The organism is Pseudomonas sp. St316, assembly GCF_018325905.1.
Taxonomy (GTDB): domain Bacteria; phylum Pseudomonadota; class Gammaproteobacteria; order Pseudomonadales; family Pseudomonadaceae; genus Aquipseudomonas.
This window is the reverse complement of the sequence record NZ_AP021901.1, coordinates 915,258-932,304: the sequence shown is the minus strand read 5'-3', so window position 1 is coordinate 932,304 and position 17,047 is coordinate 915,258. Positions and strand designations below refer to the sequence as shown.

Annotated in this window: 10 protein-coding genes; 5 read left to right on the top strand and 5 right to left on the bottom strand. The window is 60.0% G+C overall.

Annotation, left to right across the window (positions count from 1 at the left end; translation table 11 throughout):
- Positions 1 to 72 precede the first annotated feature (72 nt).
- Positions 73 to 3,144: a type 2 lanthipeptide synthetase LanM gene (gene lanM / locus KI237_RS04035; RefSeq protein WP_212798903.1), complete on the top strand. Its 3,072-nt coding sequence runs from the start codon at positions 73 to 75 to the stop codon at positions 3,142 to 3,144.
- A 169-nt stretch (positions 3,145 to 3,313) separates the two neighbouring features.
- On the opposite strand, the gene ettA is transcribed toward lanM, so the two are convergent.
- Positions 3,314 to 4,978 carry an energy-dependent translational throttle protein EttA gene (gene ettA, locus KI237_RS04030; RefSeq protein WP_030140297.1) on the bottom strand — a complete coding sequence of 555 codons (1,665 nt, stop codon included), beginning with the start codon at positions 4,976 to 4,978 and terminating at the stop codon, positions 3,314 to 3,316.
- Between the two features lie 271 nt (positions 4,979 to 5,249).
- Here ettA and KI237_RS04025 point away from each other — a divergent pair, with 271 nt between their 5' ends.
- The 3 genes from KI237_RS04025 to KI237_RS04015 all read left to right on the top strand — a co-directional run bounded on the left by KI237_RS04025 (position 5,250) and on the right by KI237_RS04015 (position 11,307).
- Complete coding sequence (locus tag KI237_RS04025; RefSeq protein ID WP_212798902.1) at positions 5,250 to 9,098, top strand: sensor domain-containing protein; 3,849 nt, start codon at positions 5,250 to 5,252, stop codon at positions 9,096 to 9,098.
- Positions 9,099 to 9,319: 221 nt separating this feature from the next.
- Positions 9,320 to 10,573 carry a serine hydroxymethyltransferase gene (gene glyA / locus KI237_RS04020; protein ID WP_212798901.1) on the top strand — a complete coding sequence of 418 codons (1,254 nt, stop codon included), beginning with the start codon at positions 9,320 to 9,322 and terminating at the stop codon, positions 10,571 to 10,573.
- A gap of 203 nt (positions 10,574 to 10,776) precedes the next feature.
- On the top strand, positions 10,777 to 11,307 hold the full coding sequence (locus KI237_RS04015) for a hypothetical protein (RefSeq protein ID WP_212798900.1): 531 nt from the start codon (positions 10,777 to 10,779) through the stop codon (positions 11,305 to 11,307).
- Positions 11,308 to 11,370: 63 nt separating this feature from the next.
- Here the strand turns inward: KI237_RS04015 and yjiA are convergent, their stop codons facing one another.
- From yjiA to KI237_RS04000, 3 genes are all read right to left on the bottom strand, one after another.
- On the bottom strand, positions 11,371 to 12,342 hold the full coding sequence (yjiA, locus tag KI237_RS04010; RefSeq protein WP_212798899.1) for a GTPase: 972 nt from the start codon (positions 12,340 to 12,342) through the stop codon (positions 11,371 to 11,373).
- Between the two features lie 373 nt (positions 12,343 to 12,715).
- On the bottom strand, positions 12,716 to 12,913 hold the full coding sequence (locus KI237_RS04005) for a YbdD/YjiX family protein (protein WP_003201656.1): 198 nt from the start codon (positions 12,911 to 12,913) through the stop codon (positions 12,716 to 12,718).
- Positions 12,914 to 12,929: 16 nt separating this feature from the next.
- Entirely contained in the window at positions 12,930 to 14,996 is a 2,067-nt protein-coding gene (locus KI237_RS04000; RefSeq protein ID WP_212798898.1) for a carbon starvation CstA family protein, read from the bottom strand.
- 159 nt (positions 14,997 to 15,155) lie between these two features.
- Here KI237_RS04000 and KI237_RS03995 point away from each other — a divergent pair, with 159 nt between their 5' ends.
- Positions 15,156 to 15,512 carry a PilZ domain-containing protein gene (locus KI237_RS03995; RefSeq protein WP_212798897.1) on the top strand — a complete coding sequence of 119 codons (357 nt, stop codon included), beginning with the start codon at positions 15,156 to 15,158 and terminating at the stop codon, positions 15,510 to 15,512.
- A gap of 147 nt (positions 15,513 to 15,659) precedes the next feature.
- Here the strand turns inward: KI237_RS03995 and radA are convergent, their stop codons facing one another.
- On the bottom strand, positions 15,660 to 17,027 hold the full coding sequence (gene radA, locus KI237_RS03990) for a DNA repair protein RadA (protein ID WP_212798896.1): 1,368 nt from the start codon (positions 17,025 to 17,027) through the stop codon (positions 15,660 to 15,662).
- Between the last annotated feature and the right edge of the window lie 20 nt (positions 17,028 to 17,047).

Sequence of the window (17,047 nt, the reverse complement as noted above, 5' to 3'; positions counted from 1 at the left end):
CATCATCGAACAGGCAACACCTATAAACAGAGAGCAGGCATCGCCTGCTCTATCCATGCCAGGAGCTACGGCATGCTTGTTAACGCTTTGAAGTTGGATCAGCGCGGGAAGTACAGATATTCGTCCGACGGCGACATCGCCCTTTTTGAAAACAACCTGAACCGTCTGCACGCTGACGACCAAACCTTGCTGAATCACTTTGGGTTGAACAGGGAGCAGTTGGTCTCTTACATCAAGGAACCTATCAACCAGCAGTGCTTGCCCGCCGATGGCGAAACCGCCTTGAACACCCTTAAGGATAAGCTTGCTCGCCTCGACAACATTAATGTCGAAACAAAAGAAAGCTCAGGCGGCACGGATAATTTTTATTGGTTCAGCTATCGTTTTTTTCTTTATTTCGTCGACACCTTCAAGGCAGATGAGCGCTATTTGAATGCGTCAACGCACATTGATGAACCCGCCTTGTTTGCAAGCCTTGAACGCTATGTCCTGATCCGAGTCGGGCGCACGGCAGAACAAAGCCTGGTTCATTATTTGAACACGCGGATTGCGCACGGCGATGCCATTGACCTGAACGGGTTCAATGAGCAGTTGCGCACATTGCCGTTGCTGACGTTTTTCGAATCCTACCCCGTGCTGGCAACACTGTTGCTTGATCTGCTGGAAGACACCCTCCATTACCTTTATGCAGTCATTCACAACTTCGCCGACGATGCGGAAGCGCTGGAGAGAGAGTTTTCGATTTCATCCCGGAAAATCGAGGCTATCGAGCTCGGCCTGGGTGACCCCCACGGTCGCGGCGAAACGGTCTGCCAAGTCACAATCAGCACGACTTCATTAGTCTACAAGCCAAGAGCAAACCGGGAGGCACTTTTCTTCTATTGTCTTCTTGGTCAATTGCATGAGTGGACAGGCGCAGATTGCTTTTCTATCCATAGCCCAAGGATTCTCAGCCGCGAGCGCCATAGCTGGGTAGAGAAAGTCGACAACCTCCCTTGTGACAGCGAAGCGGACGTTGAACTGTTCTATCAAAAAATGGGGGCACAGATAGCCGTCATTCATGCGTTGAATGGGATCGACTTTCACTACGAAAATATTATCGCGTGCGGCAACAGCCCGATCATGATTGACCTTGAGTGTTTGTTCACGGCGTCCACCAGCGATCTGCTCACTGACCTGCCCGCTGGCTGCGCACTGGCCAATGGTTTCAAATTGCTCCAGCAGTCAATATGCTCCAGTGGCTTCGTACCCTTTTCACAACAACCCAATAACGACCAAAGCGGTCTGACCCGGCAAGCGCTATTCATCTCGACGCGCCCGTCCCTGGTTTTCGATGGTGGCTTTTACCATCTGCGAAAAGTTGAATTCGAACACCACCTGATGCAAAAACACCTGCCGCTTTTGCGGGATGAGCGCAAGGGGCCCGAAGCTTATAAAGCAGCGCTTCTCCAAGGCTTTGAATATGCCTACGGCGAGCTCATGGTTCATCGGCGCGCGATCATGCAGCTGCTTGAACAATCCGCAGGCGAACTGTCGACCCGCGTATTGCTCAAGAACTCCCAGCGCTACGCTGACTTTATCGCGCTGATCCGTCATCCACGCTTCATGCAAAACATGCTCGACAGAGAACTTCTGCTCGCGACCTTGTGGAAAGACCTGAAAGAACCCTATCGGAAAAAAGGCATTCCCCGCTATGAAATAGCCGACCTGCAAAGATCCAGCATTCCATGCTTTACCATGCCGCTGAACGCCAACTATTTCACGAGCGCGCAAGGTGAAACGATAGAAATGGCAGCCGTGGAGCCCCCACTAGAAAGCTGCCTGCAGAAAATAGCCAACCTGTCCTGGAAAGACTGGGCCTTGCAACGCACCTTGCTCGAAATCTGTTTGTTCCCGGAACCGAATGGACATCCCCCCTCCCGTATCAAGCCGACGTTGGCAAACCTTGAAAACAAGCCCCTCGACGCGATCCTGAGCATCAGTTCCCGCCTCGAAGAACTCGCGATAGTGGGCACGGCACAGGATGTAAGCTGGCTGTCTTTCCATACGCACCCCAAGACTCAAAGAAAGTACCCGTCGCCAATGGATCACGGGCTGTACTCCGGCATCGCCGGGATTGGCTTGTTCTATCTGGGCCTGTTCAAGGTGAGCGGCAATCCGCACTTTCTGTCGCGTATGGATCAGGTCCTGTACTCACTGGAACAGCGCTTCGGTTTTTTCAAGACCGACCTGACGGTCAGTGCCTATCACGGGCTGGGGGCTTACCTTTATCTGCTCATCAATCGTCGCCAGGTCACCGGAGACGCCCGCCATGACGAGAAAATTGCCGACCTGCTGACCCAACTGATTGAAGTACCTCCTGAAGACTATGATTTCGACTTCCTGGGAGGTTGTTGTGGCGCCGTGACGCTGCTGGCCAATATCTACGCACTCTCTGCGCAAGAGGATGTGCTGCCGGCCATCCGACGCATGGTCGACTACATAAAAGACCAAATCCTGATTGAAGACGGCCAGCTTCTGCGACGCGACGATCGCTCTGTCATTTTGACGGGTTTGTCCCATGGCCTCTCAGGCGTCATCCATGCATTGTGCAAAGCCTACGACGTGACCGGCGATTCGGCCCTGGTGCCCTTGGTCATCCAGGTGCTGGAGGGCGAAAACCGCTTGAGTCGGGAGGGTTTCTGGCTGGACCTGCGCAACCTCGGGCCGGTGGACCATGCGTCCAAGTGGTGCCACGGTGATGGAGGCATCCTCATCGCCAGGCGTCAGCTCATGGCATCGATGGGAGATGCCCTGGACGAAGCGACCCGGCAGACAGTGCTCGACGATATACAGCGATGCGAGAACAATCTCTGGCAACACGGGCTTGGCGATGGCTACAACCTTTGCCATGGCGATTTCGGCAATCTGCTCTGCCTGTATGACTTGTATCGGCACTCGGATAATCCGGAGGGCATCAGCAGGGTCAGAAAGGCACTTGGGGAAGTCGCCCAGCGGTTTTTCGAAGGGCCATTACTCGACAGTGATCGGGTGCCCGACGTCAGCTTGCTGACTGGAATCGCGGGGGCGGGCTATGCCTTGCTGTACCAGATGGATCCGACAATCCCCAACGTCCTCTCCCTTGATTTCGCGACACCAGCATAGACAGCCAAAAAACCTGTGGGAGCGAGCTTGCTCGCGATGACGGCGGCACATTTAACATTGATGCAGGCAGACCCACCGCCATCGCGAGCAGGCTCGCTCCCACAAGGAATTGCGCCCTCCATAAAAAACGGAGCCTTCAAGGGCTCCGTTTTTCATGCAACTGACCGAATCAGGCCAGTTTCTTGTGCCGTACGCGATGCGGCTGGGCAGCCGCCTCGCCAAGGCGTTTCTTGCGATCGGCTTCGTACTCGGTGTAGTTGCCTTCGAAGAACACCGCTTGCGAGTCGTCTTCGTACGCCAGGATGTGGGTCGCCACGCGGTCGAGGAACCACCGATCGTGGGAGATCACAATGGCGGCGCCCGGGAAGTCCAGCAAGGCTTCCTCCAGGGAACGCAGGGTTTCGACGTCGAGGTCGTTGGACGGTTCGTCGAGCAGCAGGACGTTGCCGCCCTCCTTCAGGGTCAGCGCCAGGTGCAAGCGACCGCGCTCACCACCGGACAAGTCCTTGACGAACTTCTGCTGGTCGCCGCCCTTGAAGTTGAAGCGGCCCACATAAGTGCGCGACGGGATTTCATAGTTGCCGATGCGGATCTGGTCGGAACCGTCGGAGATCTGCTGGAACACGGTCTTGCTGCCGTCCAGGTCTTCGCGGCTCTGGTCGACGCAGGCCAGTTGCACGGTTTCACCGATTTCGATGCTGCCCGAATCCGGCGTTTCCTTGCCCATCAACATGCGAAACAGCGTGGATTTACCCGCGCCGTTACCACCGATGACACCGACGATGGCACCTTTGGGCATGGAGAACGACAGGTTGTCGATCAGCACGCGGTCGCCATAGCCCTTGGTGACGTTCTTGAACTCGATGACCTTGTCACCCAGGCGCGGACCGGCCGGGATGTAGATCTCGTTGGTTTCGCTGCGCTTCTGGAATTCCTGGGATTGCATTTCCTCGAAGCGTTGCAGACGTGCCTTGGATTTGGACTGGCGGGCCTTGGCGCCTTTGCGCACCCATTCCAGTTCTTCCTTCATGGCTTTTTCATGGGCCGACTGCTGCTTGGATTCCTGGGCCAGACGATCGGACTTGGCTTCCAGCCAGCCCGAATAGTTGCCTTCGTACGGAATGCCCGCGCCGCGGTCCAGTTCCAGGATCCAGCCGGCGACGTTGTCCAGGAAGTAACGGTCGTGCGTGATCGCCACCACGGTGCCTGGGAAGTCGTGCAGGAAGTGTTCGAGCCAGGCGACGGAATCGGCGTCCAAGTGGTTGGTCGGTTCGTCGAGCAGCAGCATGTCCGGGGCCGACAGCAGCAGGCGGCACAGGGCCACGCGGCGCTTCTCACCACCGGACAGGTGTTCGACCTTCGCGTCCCAGGCCGGCAGGCGCAACGCATCGGCGGCGACTTCCAGCTGGCGGTCCAGGTTGTGGCCGTCGCTGGCTTGCAGGATCGCTTCGAGCTTGGCCTGTTCGGCAGCCAGCTTGTCGAAGTCGGCATCCGGATCGGCGTAGGCGGCATAGACCTCGTCGAGGCGCGCCTGGGCGTCCTTGATCACGCTGACCGCTTCCTCGACCACTTCACGGACGGTCTTGGTCGGATCCAGCTGAGGTTCCTGGGGCAGGTAGCCGATGTTCAGGTCCGGCATCGGGCGGGCTTCGCCGTCGAATTCGTTATCGACGCCAGCCATGATTTTCAACAGCGTGGATTTACCCGAACCGTTGAGACCCAGTACGCCGATCTTGGCGCCGGGAAAGAAGGACAGTGAAATATTTTTCAGGATTTCCCGCTTCGGCGGAACAACTTTGCTCAGCCGATGCATGGTGAAGACGTATTGAGCCATGGTGAACCTAGCGTCAGTGACAGGTGAAAAGAACGAGCCAGGCCATGCGCGGCGCCGGCACTTGACGGTCATCAATGCCTGCGCGCGGATAGAGCCTGGGAATCTGGAGCTGGAACGCTCTTGTTTGACCGGCAAAGCTACCTCAACCGTCGGTCAAGGTCCAGCCGCCAAGGACTGGCACTTTGCCACAAGTCAAGGCATGCTAGCCGCCCTTCGGGCGTCCGGCTTATAGTGCACGTCGCGCCAGTCCAGCAAACCGCAGGATTACAGCTTGTCCAACGTCACGCCGCCCCTGTCCCCTCGCGCACCCGCTGTCGTGCCCGGCTCGCCCCTGCGCGGGACATTGAAGGGCGCGCTGGCGACGCTGGTGCTGCTATTGCTGGGCTTGCTGTTCTGGCAATTGCTCGACCAACTGCGCGAAACCCAACAGCAACAGCGCCAATACACCATCGACTACACCGCCGATCTCGCGTCGCAGGTCAGCCTGAACATGGCCCTGAACGCGCAAATCGCACTCAACTTGCTACCAATCGTCGAACAACCACAGACCGCCGACGAACAGCAGGCCCTGGTGCGCAAACTCCAGCAATCGCTACCCCAATTGCGCAGCCTGGCACTGCTGAGCCCTTCCGGCCGGGTACTCAGCGACAGCGACCCCGACAGCCTTGACGCCGATTACCTGGGTGAACTGGTGCGGCGCAGCCGGGCCCAGGCCCATTATTTCAGCAATGCCGAAGACGGCTCCGTCGTGCATCTACTGCTGCACCAGGCCAGCGGTAGCAGCCGTGGCTACTGGGCCTTGCGCCTGGACCCGACCTTTTTCGCCACCCTGACCAAGCAGACCGATATGGGGTTGCGCCCGCTGTGGCTGGTGGAGAACCGTCTCAACCAGCAGATCATCAGCCGCGACGAAAGCCTGCCCTCGAGCAGCCCTACCCATTTATCCCCGGATGACCTGGAGAACACCGTACTGACCGTGCCCTTGAGCAGCAGCGACTGGCAACTGCGGGGGCTGTTCGACCGTCGCCAGGTGATCGAACAACTGCTGCCGGCCTTCATTGGCAAATGCCTGCTGGGCCTGGCGTTTTCGTTGTTGCCGGTGATTGCGCTCTTGAACATGCGCCGACGTCAGCGGCAGTTGCATGAGGGTCGGCGACGCTACCAGGATATTTTCGAAGGCACTGGCGTGGCCCTGTGCGTGCTCGACCTGTCGGGGCTCAAGGCCTTTTTTGAGCGGACCGGCCTGCACACGGGCGATCAATTGCGCGCCTGGACGAAAACCTCCCATCTACTCGAGCAATTGCGCCAGGAAGTTCACGTCACCGAAGTCAACCAGATGGCGTTGAAACTGCTCAACGTCGATTCCTGCGATCAGGCCTGGCAACTGCTGGTCGGCAAGGGTGCGCAGGACAACAACCCCGTTGGCTCGAAGCTGCTCGAGGCGCTGCTCGATCAACACAAGCAACTGGAACTGGAAATCAAGCTCCAGGACGCTCACGGCCGCGACCAGCACCTGTGGCTGGTGCTGCGCCTGCCGGAAAAACAGCAAGACCATAACGCGGTCATCCTGAGCATCAGTGACATCACCAGCCGCAAGCTGATCGAGCTCTCGCTGCTCGAACGCGAGGGTTTCTGGTCCGACGTGGTGCGCACCGTGCCGGATCATCTCTATGTGCAGGACGTCATCAGCCAGCGGATGATCTTCAGCAACCACCACCTGGGCCAGACCCTGGGGTACGACCGCACCGAACTGCACCAGATGGGCGAGTACTTCTGGGAAATCCTGCTGCACAGCGACGATGCCGATCACTACCACAGCCTGCGCCAGGCACAACGGCGGGGCGGGTACACGCAATTGTTGCAATGCCAACTGCGCTTTCGCCATCGCAACGGCAAATGGCGCTGCTTCGACATCCGCGAACAGGCCCTGGCCCGGGACCGGGATAACCAGGTGACACGAATCATCGGCGTGGCCAAGGATGTCACCGAGCAGATCGAGGCCAGCGAATCGCTGCGTGACAGCGAGCAACGCTACCGGATGCTCGCCGAAAGCATCAGTGACGTGATTTTCTCCACCGACAACAAGCTTTCGCTCAACTACGTCAGCCCGTCGGTACAAGCGGTGCTGGGCTACACCGCCGACTGGATCTTCCAGAACGGCTGGCAATCGATCATCGCCAATCCGCAACAACTGACCGGCATCTACAGCCTGATGGACCGGGTCAGCAAGGCCCTCGACAAACCCGAACAACTGGCCGAGCTGCGCAACCAGATGCAGACCCAGCTGTTCCTGTTCGACTGCCTGCGTGCCGACGGGCGCAAGATCCCCATCGAACTGCGGCTGGTGCTGGTGTGGGATGAAAGCGGCACGTTCGAAGGCGTGCTTGGCGTCGGCCGCGACATCAGCCAACAGCGGCGCGCGGAAAAAGACCTGCGCATGGCCGCCACGGTCTTCGAGCATTCGACTTCGGCAATCCTGATCACCGACCCGGCGGGCTATATCGTCCAGGCCAACGAAGCCTTCAGTCGCGTCAGCGGTTATGCCGTGTCGCAGGTGCTGGACCAGTTGCCCAACATGCTGACCGTGGACGAACAGCAGGAAGCCCACTTGCGCTACGTGCTCAAGCAGCTGCAACAGCACAGCACCTGGGAAGGCGAAGTCTGGCTCAAGCGTCGCAATGGCGAGCATTACCCGGCCTGGGTCGGTATCACCGCGGTGCTGGATGACGAAGGCGACCTGGCCAGCTACGTGTGCTTTTTCAGTGACATCAGCGAACGCAAGGCCAGCGAGCAGCGCATCCATCGCCTGGCCTACTACGACGCCCTGACCCACCTGCCCAACCGCACCTTGTTCCAGGACCGCCTGCACACCGCGCTGCAAGCGGCCGAGCGGCAGAAGAGCTGGGTCGTGCTGATGTTCCTTGACCTCGACCGTTTCAAGCCGATCAACGACTCCCTGGGCCATGCCGCCGGCGACCGGATGCTCAAGGAAATGGCCACGCGGCTGCTCGGTTGCGTCGCCGACGACGACACCGTGGCGCGCATGGGCGGCGACGAATTCACCCTGCTGCTGCAACCACGCGCCAGCCGCGAGATGGCGTTGAACCGGGCCATTACCGTGGCCGAGCAGATCCTCGCCAGCCTGGTCCGGCCATTCGTGCTCGAAGGCCGGGAGTTCTTCGTCACCGCCAGTATCGGTATCGCCCTGAGCCCCCAGGACGGCAACGAACTGAGCCAGTTGATGAAGAACGCCGACACGGCCATGTATCACGCCAAGGAACGCGGCAAGAACAACTTCCAGTTCTATCAGGCCGACATGAACGCCAGCGCCCTGGAGCGCCTGGAGCTGGAAAGCGATTTGCGCCACGCCTTGGAACAGAACGAGTTCGTGCTGTATTACCAACCGCAGTTCAGCGGCGATGGCAAACGTTTGACCGGCGCCGAGGCCCTGCTGCGCTGGCGCCATCCGCGACGCGGGTTGGTGCCGCCGGGAGATTTCATCCCGGTACTCGAAGAGCTCGGCTTGGTGGTAGACGTCGGCGACTGGGTCATCACCGAAGCCTGTCGGCAGCTCAGGACGTGGCACCAGGCCAAGGTCCGGGTGCCGAAGGTCTCGGTCAACATTTCGGCCCGGCAGTTCTCCGACGGCCAGTTGGGTACGCGCATCGCCGATATCCTGCGCAGCACCGGCCTGCCGCCGGCCTGCCTGGAGCTGGAACTGACCGAAAGTATCCTGATGCGCGAAGTCAGCGAAGCGATGCAGATCCTGGCCGGGTTGAAAAACCTGGGCCTGAGCATCGCCGTGGATGACTTCGGCACCGGTTATTCGTCGCTCAACTACCTCAAGCAATTCCCCATCGACGTGCTGAAGATCGACCGCACCTTCGTCGACGGCTTGCCGTCCGGCGAGCAGGATGCGCAGATTGCCCGGGCGATCATCGCCATGGCCCACAGCCTCAACCTGGCGGTGATCGCCGAGGGTGTCGAGACCCACGAGCAACTGGACTTCTTGCGCGAACACGGTTGCGACGAAGTCCAGGGCTACCTGTTCGGCCGGCCGATGCCGGCCACCCGGTTTGAAGCGCAGTTCAGCAATGATGCGTTGTTCATGCTCGACTAAAGCCTTGTACCCTCTGGGCCGGCCTCTCGCGGGCAAGCCTTGCTCCCACTGGGGAATGCAGGCTTGCGTGGGAGCAAGGCTTGCCCGCGATGAGGCCGGCATGGGCGACCCTCCTCATAGGTGAAACCCATTCGTCCGCGACATGACGCCCTTTCATATGCCTTCCAAAACCGGTTGAGGTAGAATGCCCCCCTTTTCTGCCCCGATCCTTGAGGACCGCCATGTTCAGCCGTGATTTGACTATTGCCAAGTACGACGCCGATCTCTTTGCCGCCATGGAGCAAGAAGCTCAGCGCCAGGAAGAGCACATTGAGCTGATCGCTTCGGAAAACTACACCAGCCCCGCGGTGATGGAAGCTCAAGGCTCGGTACTGACCAACAAGTACGCCGAAGGCTACCCGGGCAAGCGTTACTACGGTGGTTGCGAGTACGTCGACGTGGTCGAGCAACTGGCCATCGACCGCGCCAAGCAACTGTTCGGTGCCGACTATGCCAACGTCCAGCCACACGCAGGCTCCCAAGCCAACGCCGCTGTGTACCTGGCGCTGCTGTCGGCCGGTGACACCATCCTGGGTATGAGCCTGGCCCACGGCGGCCACCTGACCCACGGCGCCAGCGTTTCCTCCTCCGGCAAGCTGTACAACGCCGTCCAGTACGGCATCGACGGCAACGGCCTGATCGACTACGACGAAGTCGAGCGCCTGGCCCTCGAGCACAAGCCGAAAATGATCGTGGCCGGTTTCTCCGCCTACTCGCAAGTCCTCGACTTCCCGCGTTTCCGCGAGATCGCCGACAAGGTCGGTGCCTACCTGTTCGTCGACATGGCCCACGTTGCCGGCCTGGTCGCCGCTGGCGTCTACCCGAACCCGGTGCCATTCGCCGACGTGGTCACCACCACCACGCACAAGACCCTGCGCGGTCCACGTGGCGGCCTGATCCTGGCTCGCGCCAACGCTGACATCGAGAAGAAGCTGAACTCCGCCGTCTTCCCGGGCGCCCAAGGTGGCCCGCTGGAACACGTGATCGCCGCCAAGGCGATCTGCTTCAAGGAAGCGCTGCAACCTGAGTTCAAGACCTACCAGCAACAAGTGGTGAAGAATGCCAAGGCCATGGCCGGCGTGTTCATCGAGCGCGGTTTCGACGTGGTGTCCGGCGGTACTGAAAACCACCTGTTCCTGCTCTCGCTGATCAAGCAAGAGATCTCCGGCAAAGACGCCGACGCGGCGTTGGGCAAGGCGTTCATCACCGTCAACAAGAACTCGGTGCCAAACGACCCGCGCTCTCCGTTCGTGACCTCGGGCCTGCGCTTCGGCACCCCTGCGGTGACCACTCGCGGTTTCAAGGAAGCCGAGTGCAAGGAACTGGCCGGCTGGATCTGCGACATCCTGGCGGACCTGAACAACGAAGCGGTCATCGACGCCGTACGTGAGAAGGTCAAGGCCATCTGCAAGAAGCTGCCGGTCTACGGCGCTTAATCCGCTCACCAGCGTCGCTGAAAGGCCCGCATCGAAAGATGCGGGCCTTTTTTATGGGTCTTGTAAAAGCAAAATCAAATAACCCAGGCAAGCCAGTACTTAATGTCCTGCAATATAGAAAACCCCACGCACCATTAGTAAGTTAATAAGATCCCGTTCGCGCCACCCCAAACTTAATCATTCAAGACAGGACTCATATTCACATGGACCGTGAACAATCTTTTTATGCAACACTCGGCATGTTCAAGACTCACGTCAATCTACTGGAAAGTCTGCATGGCAAACCTGCGATGGCGACCATCAGTTCATTCAGCGGGGGGTTCTTTACTGGCAGGCCGCAGACCCACGACCACTCGGATCTGCTGGGCATGCGCCCTGACGGGCATGACGTACGCAGCGAGCCGTTGCGGCTGCACTTTGGCTATACCGCCGACGGCTATATCCTGACCCTGAAAAATAGCGGCGAACACTACAACAAACAGTTGGGCAAACATTGGTTCGAAGTGCTTGGCGCAAGAGATCAGAACACTAGGAACCCGACGCTTTTCACCCTTGCCGATCCTCAGAACAACCTCATTACACGAGAAAAAATCACTTCCAGTCACACCCCCATCTCGCTCATGACAGATCATAAAAAACCTGTAGGAGGATTAAGGCTACGAGGCTCACCTTATCTCTATCTTGCCGAGACAGAAGAACGGTCAAAGGTGATGTTTATTCTCAGCCTGCTCTGAATGCCGGGAATAACGAATCACAGAGAATGTGGTGAGGGGATCTATCCCTTGCCCCAGGGCGATTCATCGCAGGAGGACAGCGTCGAAGCCTGCACGAATCTTCTCTTCGGGCAACTCGTCGGCAATGAACACAATCACGCTTTCGCGGTGTTCTTCTGGGGCCCACTCGGTGTCCCAATCGAAACCGTACAGCTTGAGCACCCCCTGGAACACCAGCCGACGGGGTTCGCCCGCGATGTTCAACACGCCCTTGTAGCGCAGCAATTGCTTACCATGCTCCTCCAGCAATTGGTTCATGAACTCGCTGAGCCTGTCGATATCCAGCGGCTGATCGGTGCGCAGGACCAGACTGCTGATGCGGTCGGCGGTGGTTACCTTGCTCACCGGCCGCAGGCTGAACCCAGCGCCCAGGTCGGCATTGAGATTGAAACCACGGATGTCGAGCAGTTCGGCCAGGTCGATCTGGCCGTGCTCGACCACCCTGATCGGCGCCCGCCGGTTGATACGCGTCAGGCGCTCGCTCAGGGCCTGGACATGAACGGCCTCCACCAAATCGGTCTTGCTCAGGAGCAAGCGGTCGGCAAACCCAACCTGGGCCTGGGCGATGGCTTGGGTCAGGTGGGTCTCGGCGTGCGCGGCGTCCACCAGGGTCAGAATGCCATCGAGGATGTAGCGCTCGCGCAGGTCCTCGTCGATGAAGAACGTCTGCGCCACCGGGGCCGGATCAGCCAGGCCGGTGCATTCGATCACCAGGCGGTCGAAGGCGATCTCGCCGCTGTCCAGCCGCTCGAGCAACAGGTACAGGGCCTTGGTCAGGTCGGTGTGGATGGTGCAGCACACGCAACCGTTGGCCAGGGTCATGACTTGCACCGGCTCGTCGCCCAGCAGTTGGGTGTCAATGCCGGCATCGCTGAATTCGTTCTCGATCACGGCGATTTTCAGGCCGTGCTCGGCCTTGAGCAGATGGCGCAACAGCGTGGTCTTTCCGGCGCCGAGGAAGCCGCTGAGGATGGTAACCGGGATGGGAGAGGACAACAGGGTTCTCCTGTTTCAAAATTAAAAGAAGACCACACACTCCTTGTGGGAGCGAGCTTGCTCGCGATAGCGCCGGGTCAGCCAACATCATTACTAACTGACACTCCGCTATCGCGAGCAAGCTCGCTCCCACAGGGGATCTGTGGTGTATGCAAATCCTGAGAGCCCCCAAAACAACTGTGGTGTATGCAAATCCTGAGAGCCCCCCCAAAACAACTGTGGTGTATGCAAATCCTGAGATCACCCAAAAACAACTGTGGGAGCGAGCTTGCTCGCGATAGCGCCGGGTCAGCCAACATCATCACTAACTGACCCACCGCTATCGCGAGCAAGCTCGCTCCCACAAGAGGGTTACCTCAACCCAAGCGGTGCTTCAACAGCACTTGGGCCCACCCTTGCCACCGTAACGGGCCTCCTGGCGTTCGCGAAAGAACGCCTCGTAGTCCATCAGCGGTTTGTCCGGGTGTTTGGTTTGCATGTGCTCGACGTAGTTGTCGTAGTCGGGCATGCCGACCATCAGGCGGGCGGCCTGACCGAGGTATTTACCCAGGCGACTCAAGTCATTGAACATCGTTGCAATCCTCGCTTCAAGCGTCCGGCAGGGCCTGGAATGGCGCTTCTTTATCCGTGCGTTCTTTTGTGCCCCAGGCGGCGATGCCGACCTTGAGCGCGTAGAACAGGATGCTTAAGACCACGAACAGGAACAGCGCCGTCAGCGTCGCGTTGGTGTAGGCGTTGAGCACCACGTGCTGCATCTGGTCGATGTTCTTGGCCGGCGCCAGGACTTGCCCCGCGGCCAGGGCCTCGTTGTATTTGCGGGCCAGGGCCAGAAAGCCGATCGCCGGGTTGGCGTCGAACAGCTTGATCAGGCCCGCCGTGGTGGTGCAGATCAGCAGCCAGGCCGCTGGCAGCATGGTCACCCAGACGTAGCGCTGGCGCTTCATCTTGATCAGCACCACGGTGGCGAGCATCAGGGCAATGCCGGCCAGCATCTGGTTGGAGATGCCGAACAGCGGCCACAAGGTGTTGATGCCACCCAGCGGATCGATCACGCCCTGATACAGCAGGTAGCCCCACAGTGCCACGCAACCGGCGGTGGCGATCAGGTTGGCGGTCCAGGATTCAGTGCGCTTGAGCGAAGGCACGAACGAACCCAGCAAATCCTGCAGCATGAACCGCCCGGCACGGGTGCCGGCGTCCACGGCGGTGAGGATGAACAGCGCTTCGAACAGGATCGCGAAGTGGTACCAGAACGCCATGGTGTTTTCACCCGGCAGCACCGAGTGCAGGATCTGCGCGATCCCGACCGCCAGGGTCGGCGCACCGCCGGCACGAGCCAGCACGGTGGTCTCGCCGATGTCCTTGGCCACCGCTTGCAGCGCCTCGGGGGTGATTGCAAAACCCCAGCTGCTGACGGTCTGGGCCACGGCCACCACGTCACCGCCGACGATCGCCGCCGGGCTGTTCATAGCGAAGTACACGCCTGGCTCGATCACCGACGCGGCAACCATCGCCATGATCGCCACGAAGGACTCCATCAGCATGCCGCCGTAACCGATGTAGCGGGCGTTGGTTTCGTTATCCAGCAGCTTGGGCGTGGTACCCGAGGCGATCAGCGCGTGGAAACCCGAGACCGCGCCGCAGGCGATGGTGATGAACAGGAACGGGAACAACCCGCCCTTCCATACCGGGCCCAAGCCGTTGGTGAACTGGGTCAGCGCCGGCATTTTCAGCTCGGGCATGGTCACCAGGATGCCGATGGCCAGGGCGACGATGGTGCCGATCTTGAGGAAGGTCGACAGGTAGTCGCGCGGGGCCAGGATCAGCCACACCGGCAGCACCGCCGCGACAAAACCATAGCCGATCAGCATCCAGGTGATCTGGATCCCGGTGAAGGAAAAGGCCTTGGCCCAGACCGGGTCGGCGGCGATCTGCCCGCCCAGCCAGATCGAGCCCAGCAGCAACAGCACGCCGATGAGCGAGATCTCACCGATGCGGCCCGGGCGGATGTAGCGCATGTAGATGCCCATGAACATCGCGATCGGGATGGTCGCCATCACCGTGAAGATGCCCCATGGGCTCTCGGCCAGGGCCTTGACCACGATCAGCGCCAGCACCGCGAGGATGATGATCATGATCAGGAAGCAGCCGAACAGCGCGATGGTGCCGGGGATGCGGCCCATTTCCTCGCGCACCATGTCGCCCAGGGAGCGACCGTTGCGGCGGGTGGACAGGAACAGGATCATGAAGTCCTGCACCGCCCCTGCCAGCACCACGCCGGCAATCAGCCACAGCGTACCGGGCAAGTAGCCCATTTGCGCCGCCAGCACCGGCCCGACCAGCGGCCCCGCGCCGGCAATGGCTGCGAAGTGGTGGCCGAAGAGAATGTGTTTGTTGGTCGGGACGTAGTCCAGGCCATCGTTGTTGAGCACGGCAGGGGTGGCCCGGCGCGCATCGAGTTGCATCACGTTGTTGGCGATGAAGAGGCTGTAGTAGCGGTAGGCGACCAGGTAGATGGCCACGGCTGCGACGACGATCCATAAGGCGTTGATCGCCTCGCCTCGACGCAATGCCACGACGCCCAGGGCGCACGCTCCTACGACGGCCAGCAGTAGCCAGGGTAGATGGCGCAGCAGGCTATTATTGTTTTTCATTTTTATATTCCAGCCAGGGTGGACAAGAAAGGCAGCCATTGGAGTTTAGCGCTAACCCAGGCAAAGGCCATACTCGACATTCGTCTGTCGGCGGCCGAACGGTGACGATCACCTCTCAGTTGGGTCTATAGTTCAGTGAATCTCCAGAAGGAATGCGTAATGAGCGAACGTCGCCGCTTCGTACGAATTGAATTCCATGCCAGGACTGAGCTGACCCAGGGTCCATTCACCTGGCCGGTGAAATTGCTGGACCTGTCCCTCAAGGGCCTGCTGATCGAAAAGCCCGAACCCTGGCTGGGTAACCCCGAGAAAACCTTTATCGCCGACATTCACCTGAGCAATGAGGTGGAAGTGAGGATGGAGGTTCGATTGACCCACGACGACCACGGCCACCTGGGTTTCGTCTGCGAGCATATCGACCTGGACTCCATCGCCCACCTGCGCCGGCTGGTGGAGCTGAACCTGGCCGACCATAATGAGCTGGAGCGGGAGTTGGCGGCGTTGATCCAGATTTGATTTGAGCTACCCCGTCCCTTTGGCGAGGAGTTCCATGTGGGAGCAAGGCTTGCCCGCGATAGGGGCGATGCGGTCCTTAAAAAATCGAGTCGCCTGCCTCGCGAGCAAGCTTTGCTCCCACATACATTCCTTCCGCAATTGCCAGTGCTATTCGAACAGCGCATCCAGCGCCTGTTCCAGGCGCGTCACCGCGATGATCCGCAACCCCGCCGGCGCTTCCTTCGGCGCGTTACCCTTGGGCACGATGGCGCGTTTGAAGCCGTGCTTGGCCGCTTCCTTGAGCCGCTCCTGGCCACTGGGTACCGGCCGCACTTCACCCGACAGCCCCACTTCGCCGAACACCAACAGGTCGTGGGGCAGCGGCCGGTTGCGCAGGCTCGACATGACCGCGGCCATCAACGCCAGGTCGGACGCGGTTTCCAGCACCTTGACCCCGCCCACGACGTTGAGGAACACGTCCTGGTCGTGAGTCGGAATCCCGCCGTGTCGATGCAACACCGCCAGCAACATGGCCAACCGATTCTGATCCAGGCCCAGGGTGACACGGCGCGGGTTCGCCAGGTGGCTGTCGTCCACCAGCGCTTGCACCTCGACCAGCATCGGCCGGGTGCCTTCCCACGTTGCCATGACCACGCTACCGGGGACTTCTTCCTGGGCTCGCGTCAGAAAGATCGCCGAAGGGTTCGAGACTTCTTTCAGGCCCCTGTCGGTCATGCCAAACACACCCAGTTCGTTGACAGCGCCAAAGCGGTTCTTCACCGCCCGCAGCAAACGCAGGCGCCCGTCGGACTCGCCTTCGAAATACAACACGGTATCGACCATGTGCTCCAGCACCCGCGGCCCCGCCAGTGCGCCCTCCTTGGTGACGTGGCCCACCAGGAAAATCGCCGTGCCGCTCTGCTTGGCGTAGCGCACCAGCAACGCCGCGCTTTCGCGCACCTGGGACACGCCGCCCGGGGCCGATTGCAGTTGTTCGGTGAAAATCGTCTGGATCGAGTCGATCACCATCACCTTGGGTTTTTCCAGGCGCGCCGTGGCGATGATGGTCTCGATGCAGGTTTCGGTCATGACCCGCAACTGGTCCTGGGGCAAGCCCAGGCGCCGGGCGCGCATGGCGACCTGCTGCTGGGATTCTTCGCCAGTGACGTACAGCGCTGGCATGCGGGTGGCGAGGTTGCACAAGGTTTGCAACAAGATGGTGGATTTGCCGATGCCCGGATCGCCGCCGATCAGCACCACCGAACCGTCCACCAGGCCGCCGCCGAGCACGCGGTCCAGTTCACCGGAGGCGGTGGAGAAACGCGGGATTTCTTCGACGCTGACTTCGGCCAGGGTCTTGATCTGCGCCTGCTGGCCGGCCCAGCCAGTGCGACCGGTGGGCGCCGCCGCGCCGCCGCTCTCGACCATGGTTTCGGTCAGGGTGTTCCAGGCCCCGCATTCGCTGCATTGGCCGGCCCATTTGGGAAAGGTCGAGCCGCACTCGGTGCAGCCGTACATGCGCTTAGCCTTGGCCATCTGAACTCCGGGGGTAAAAC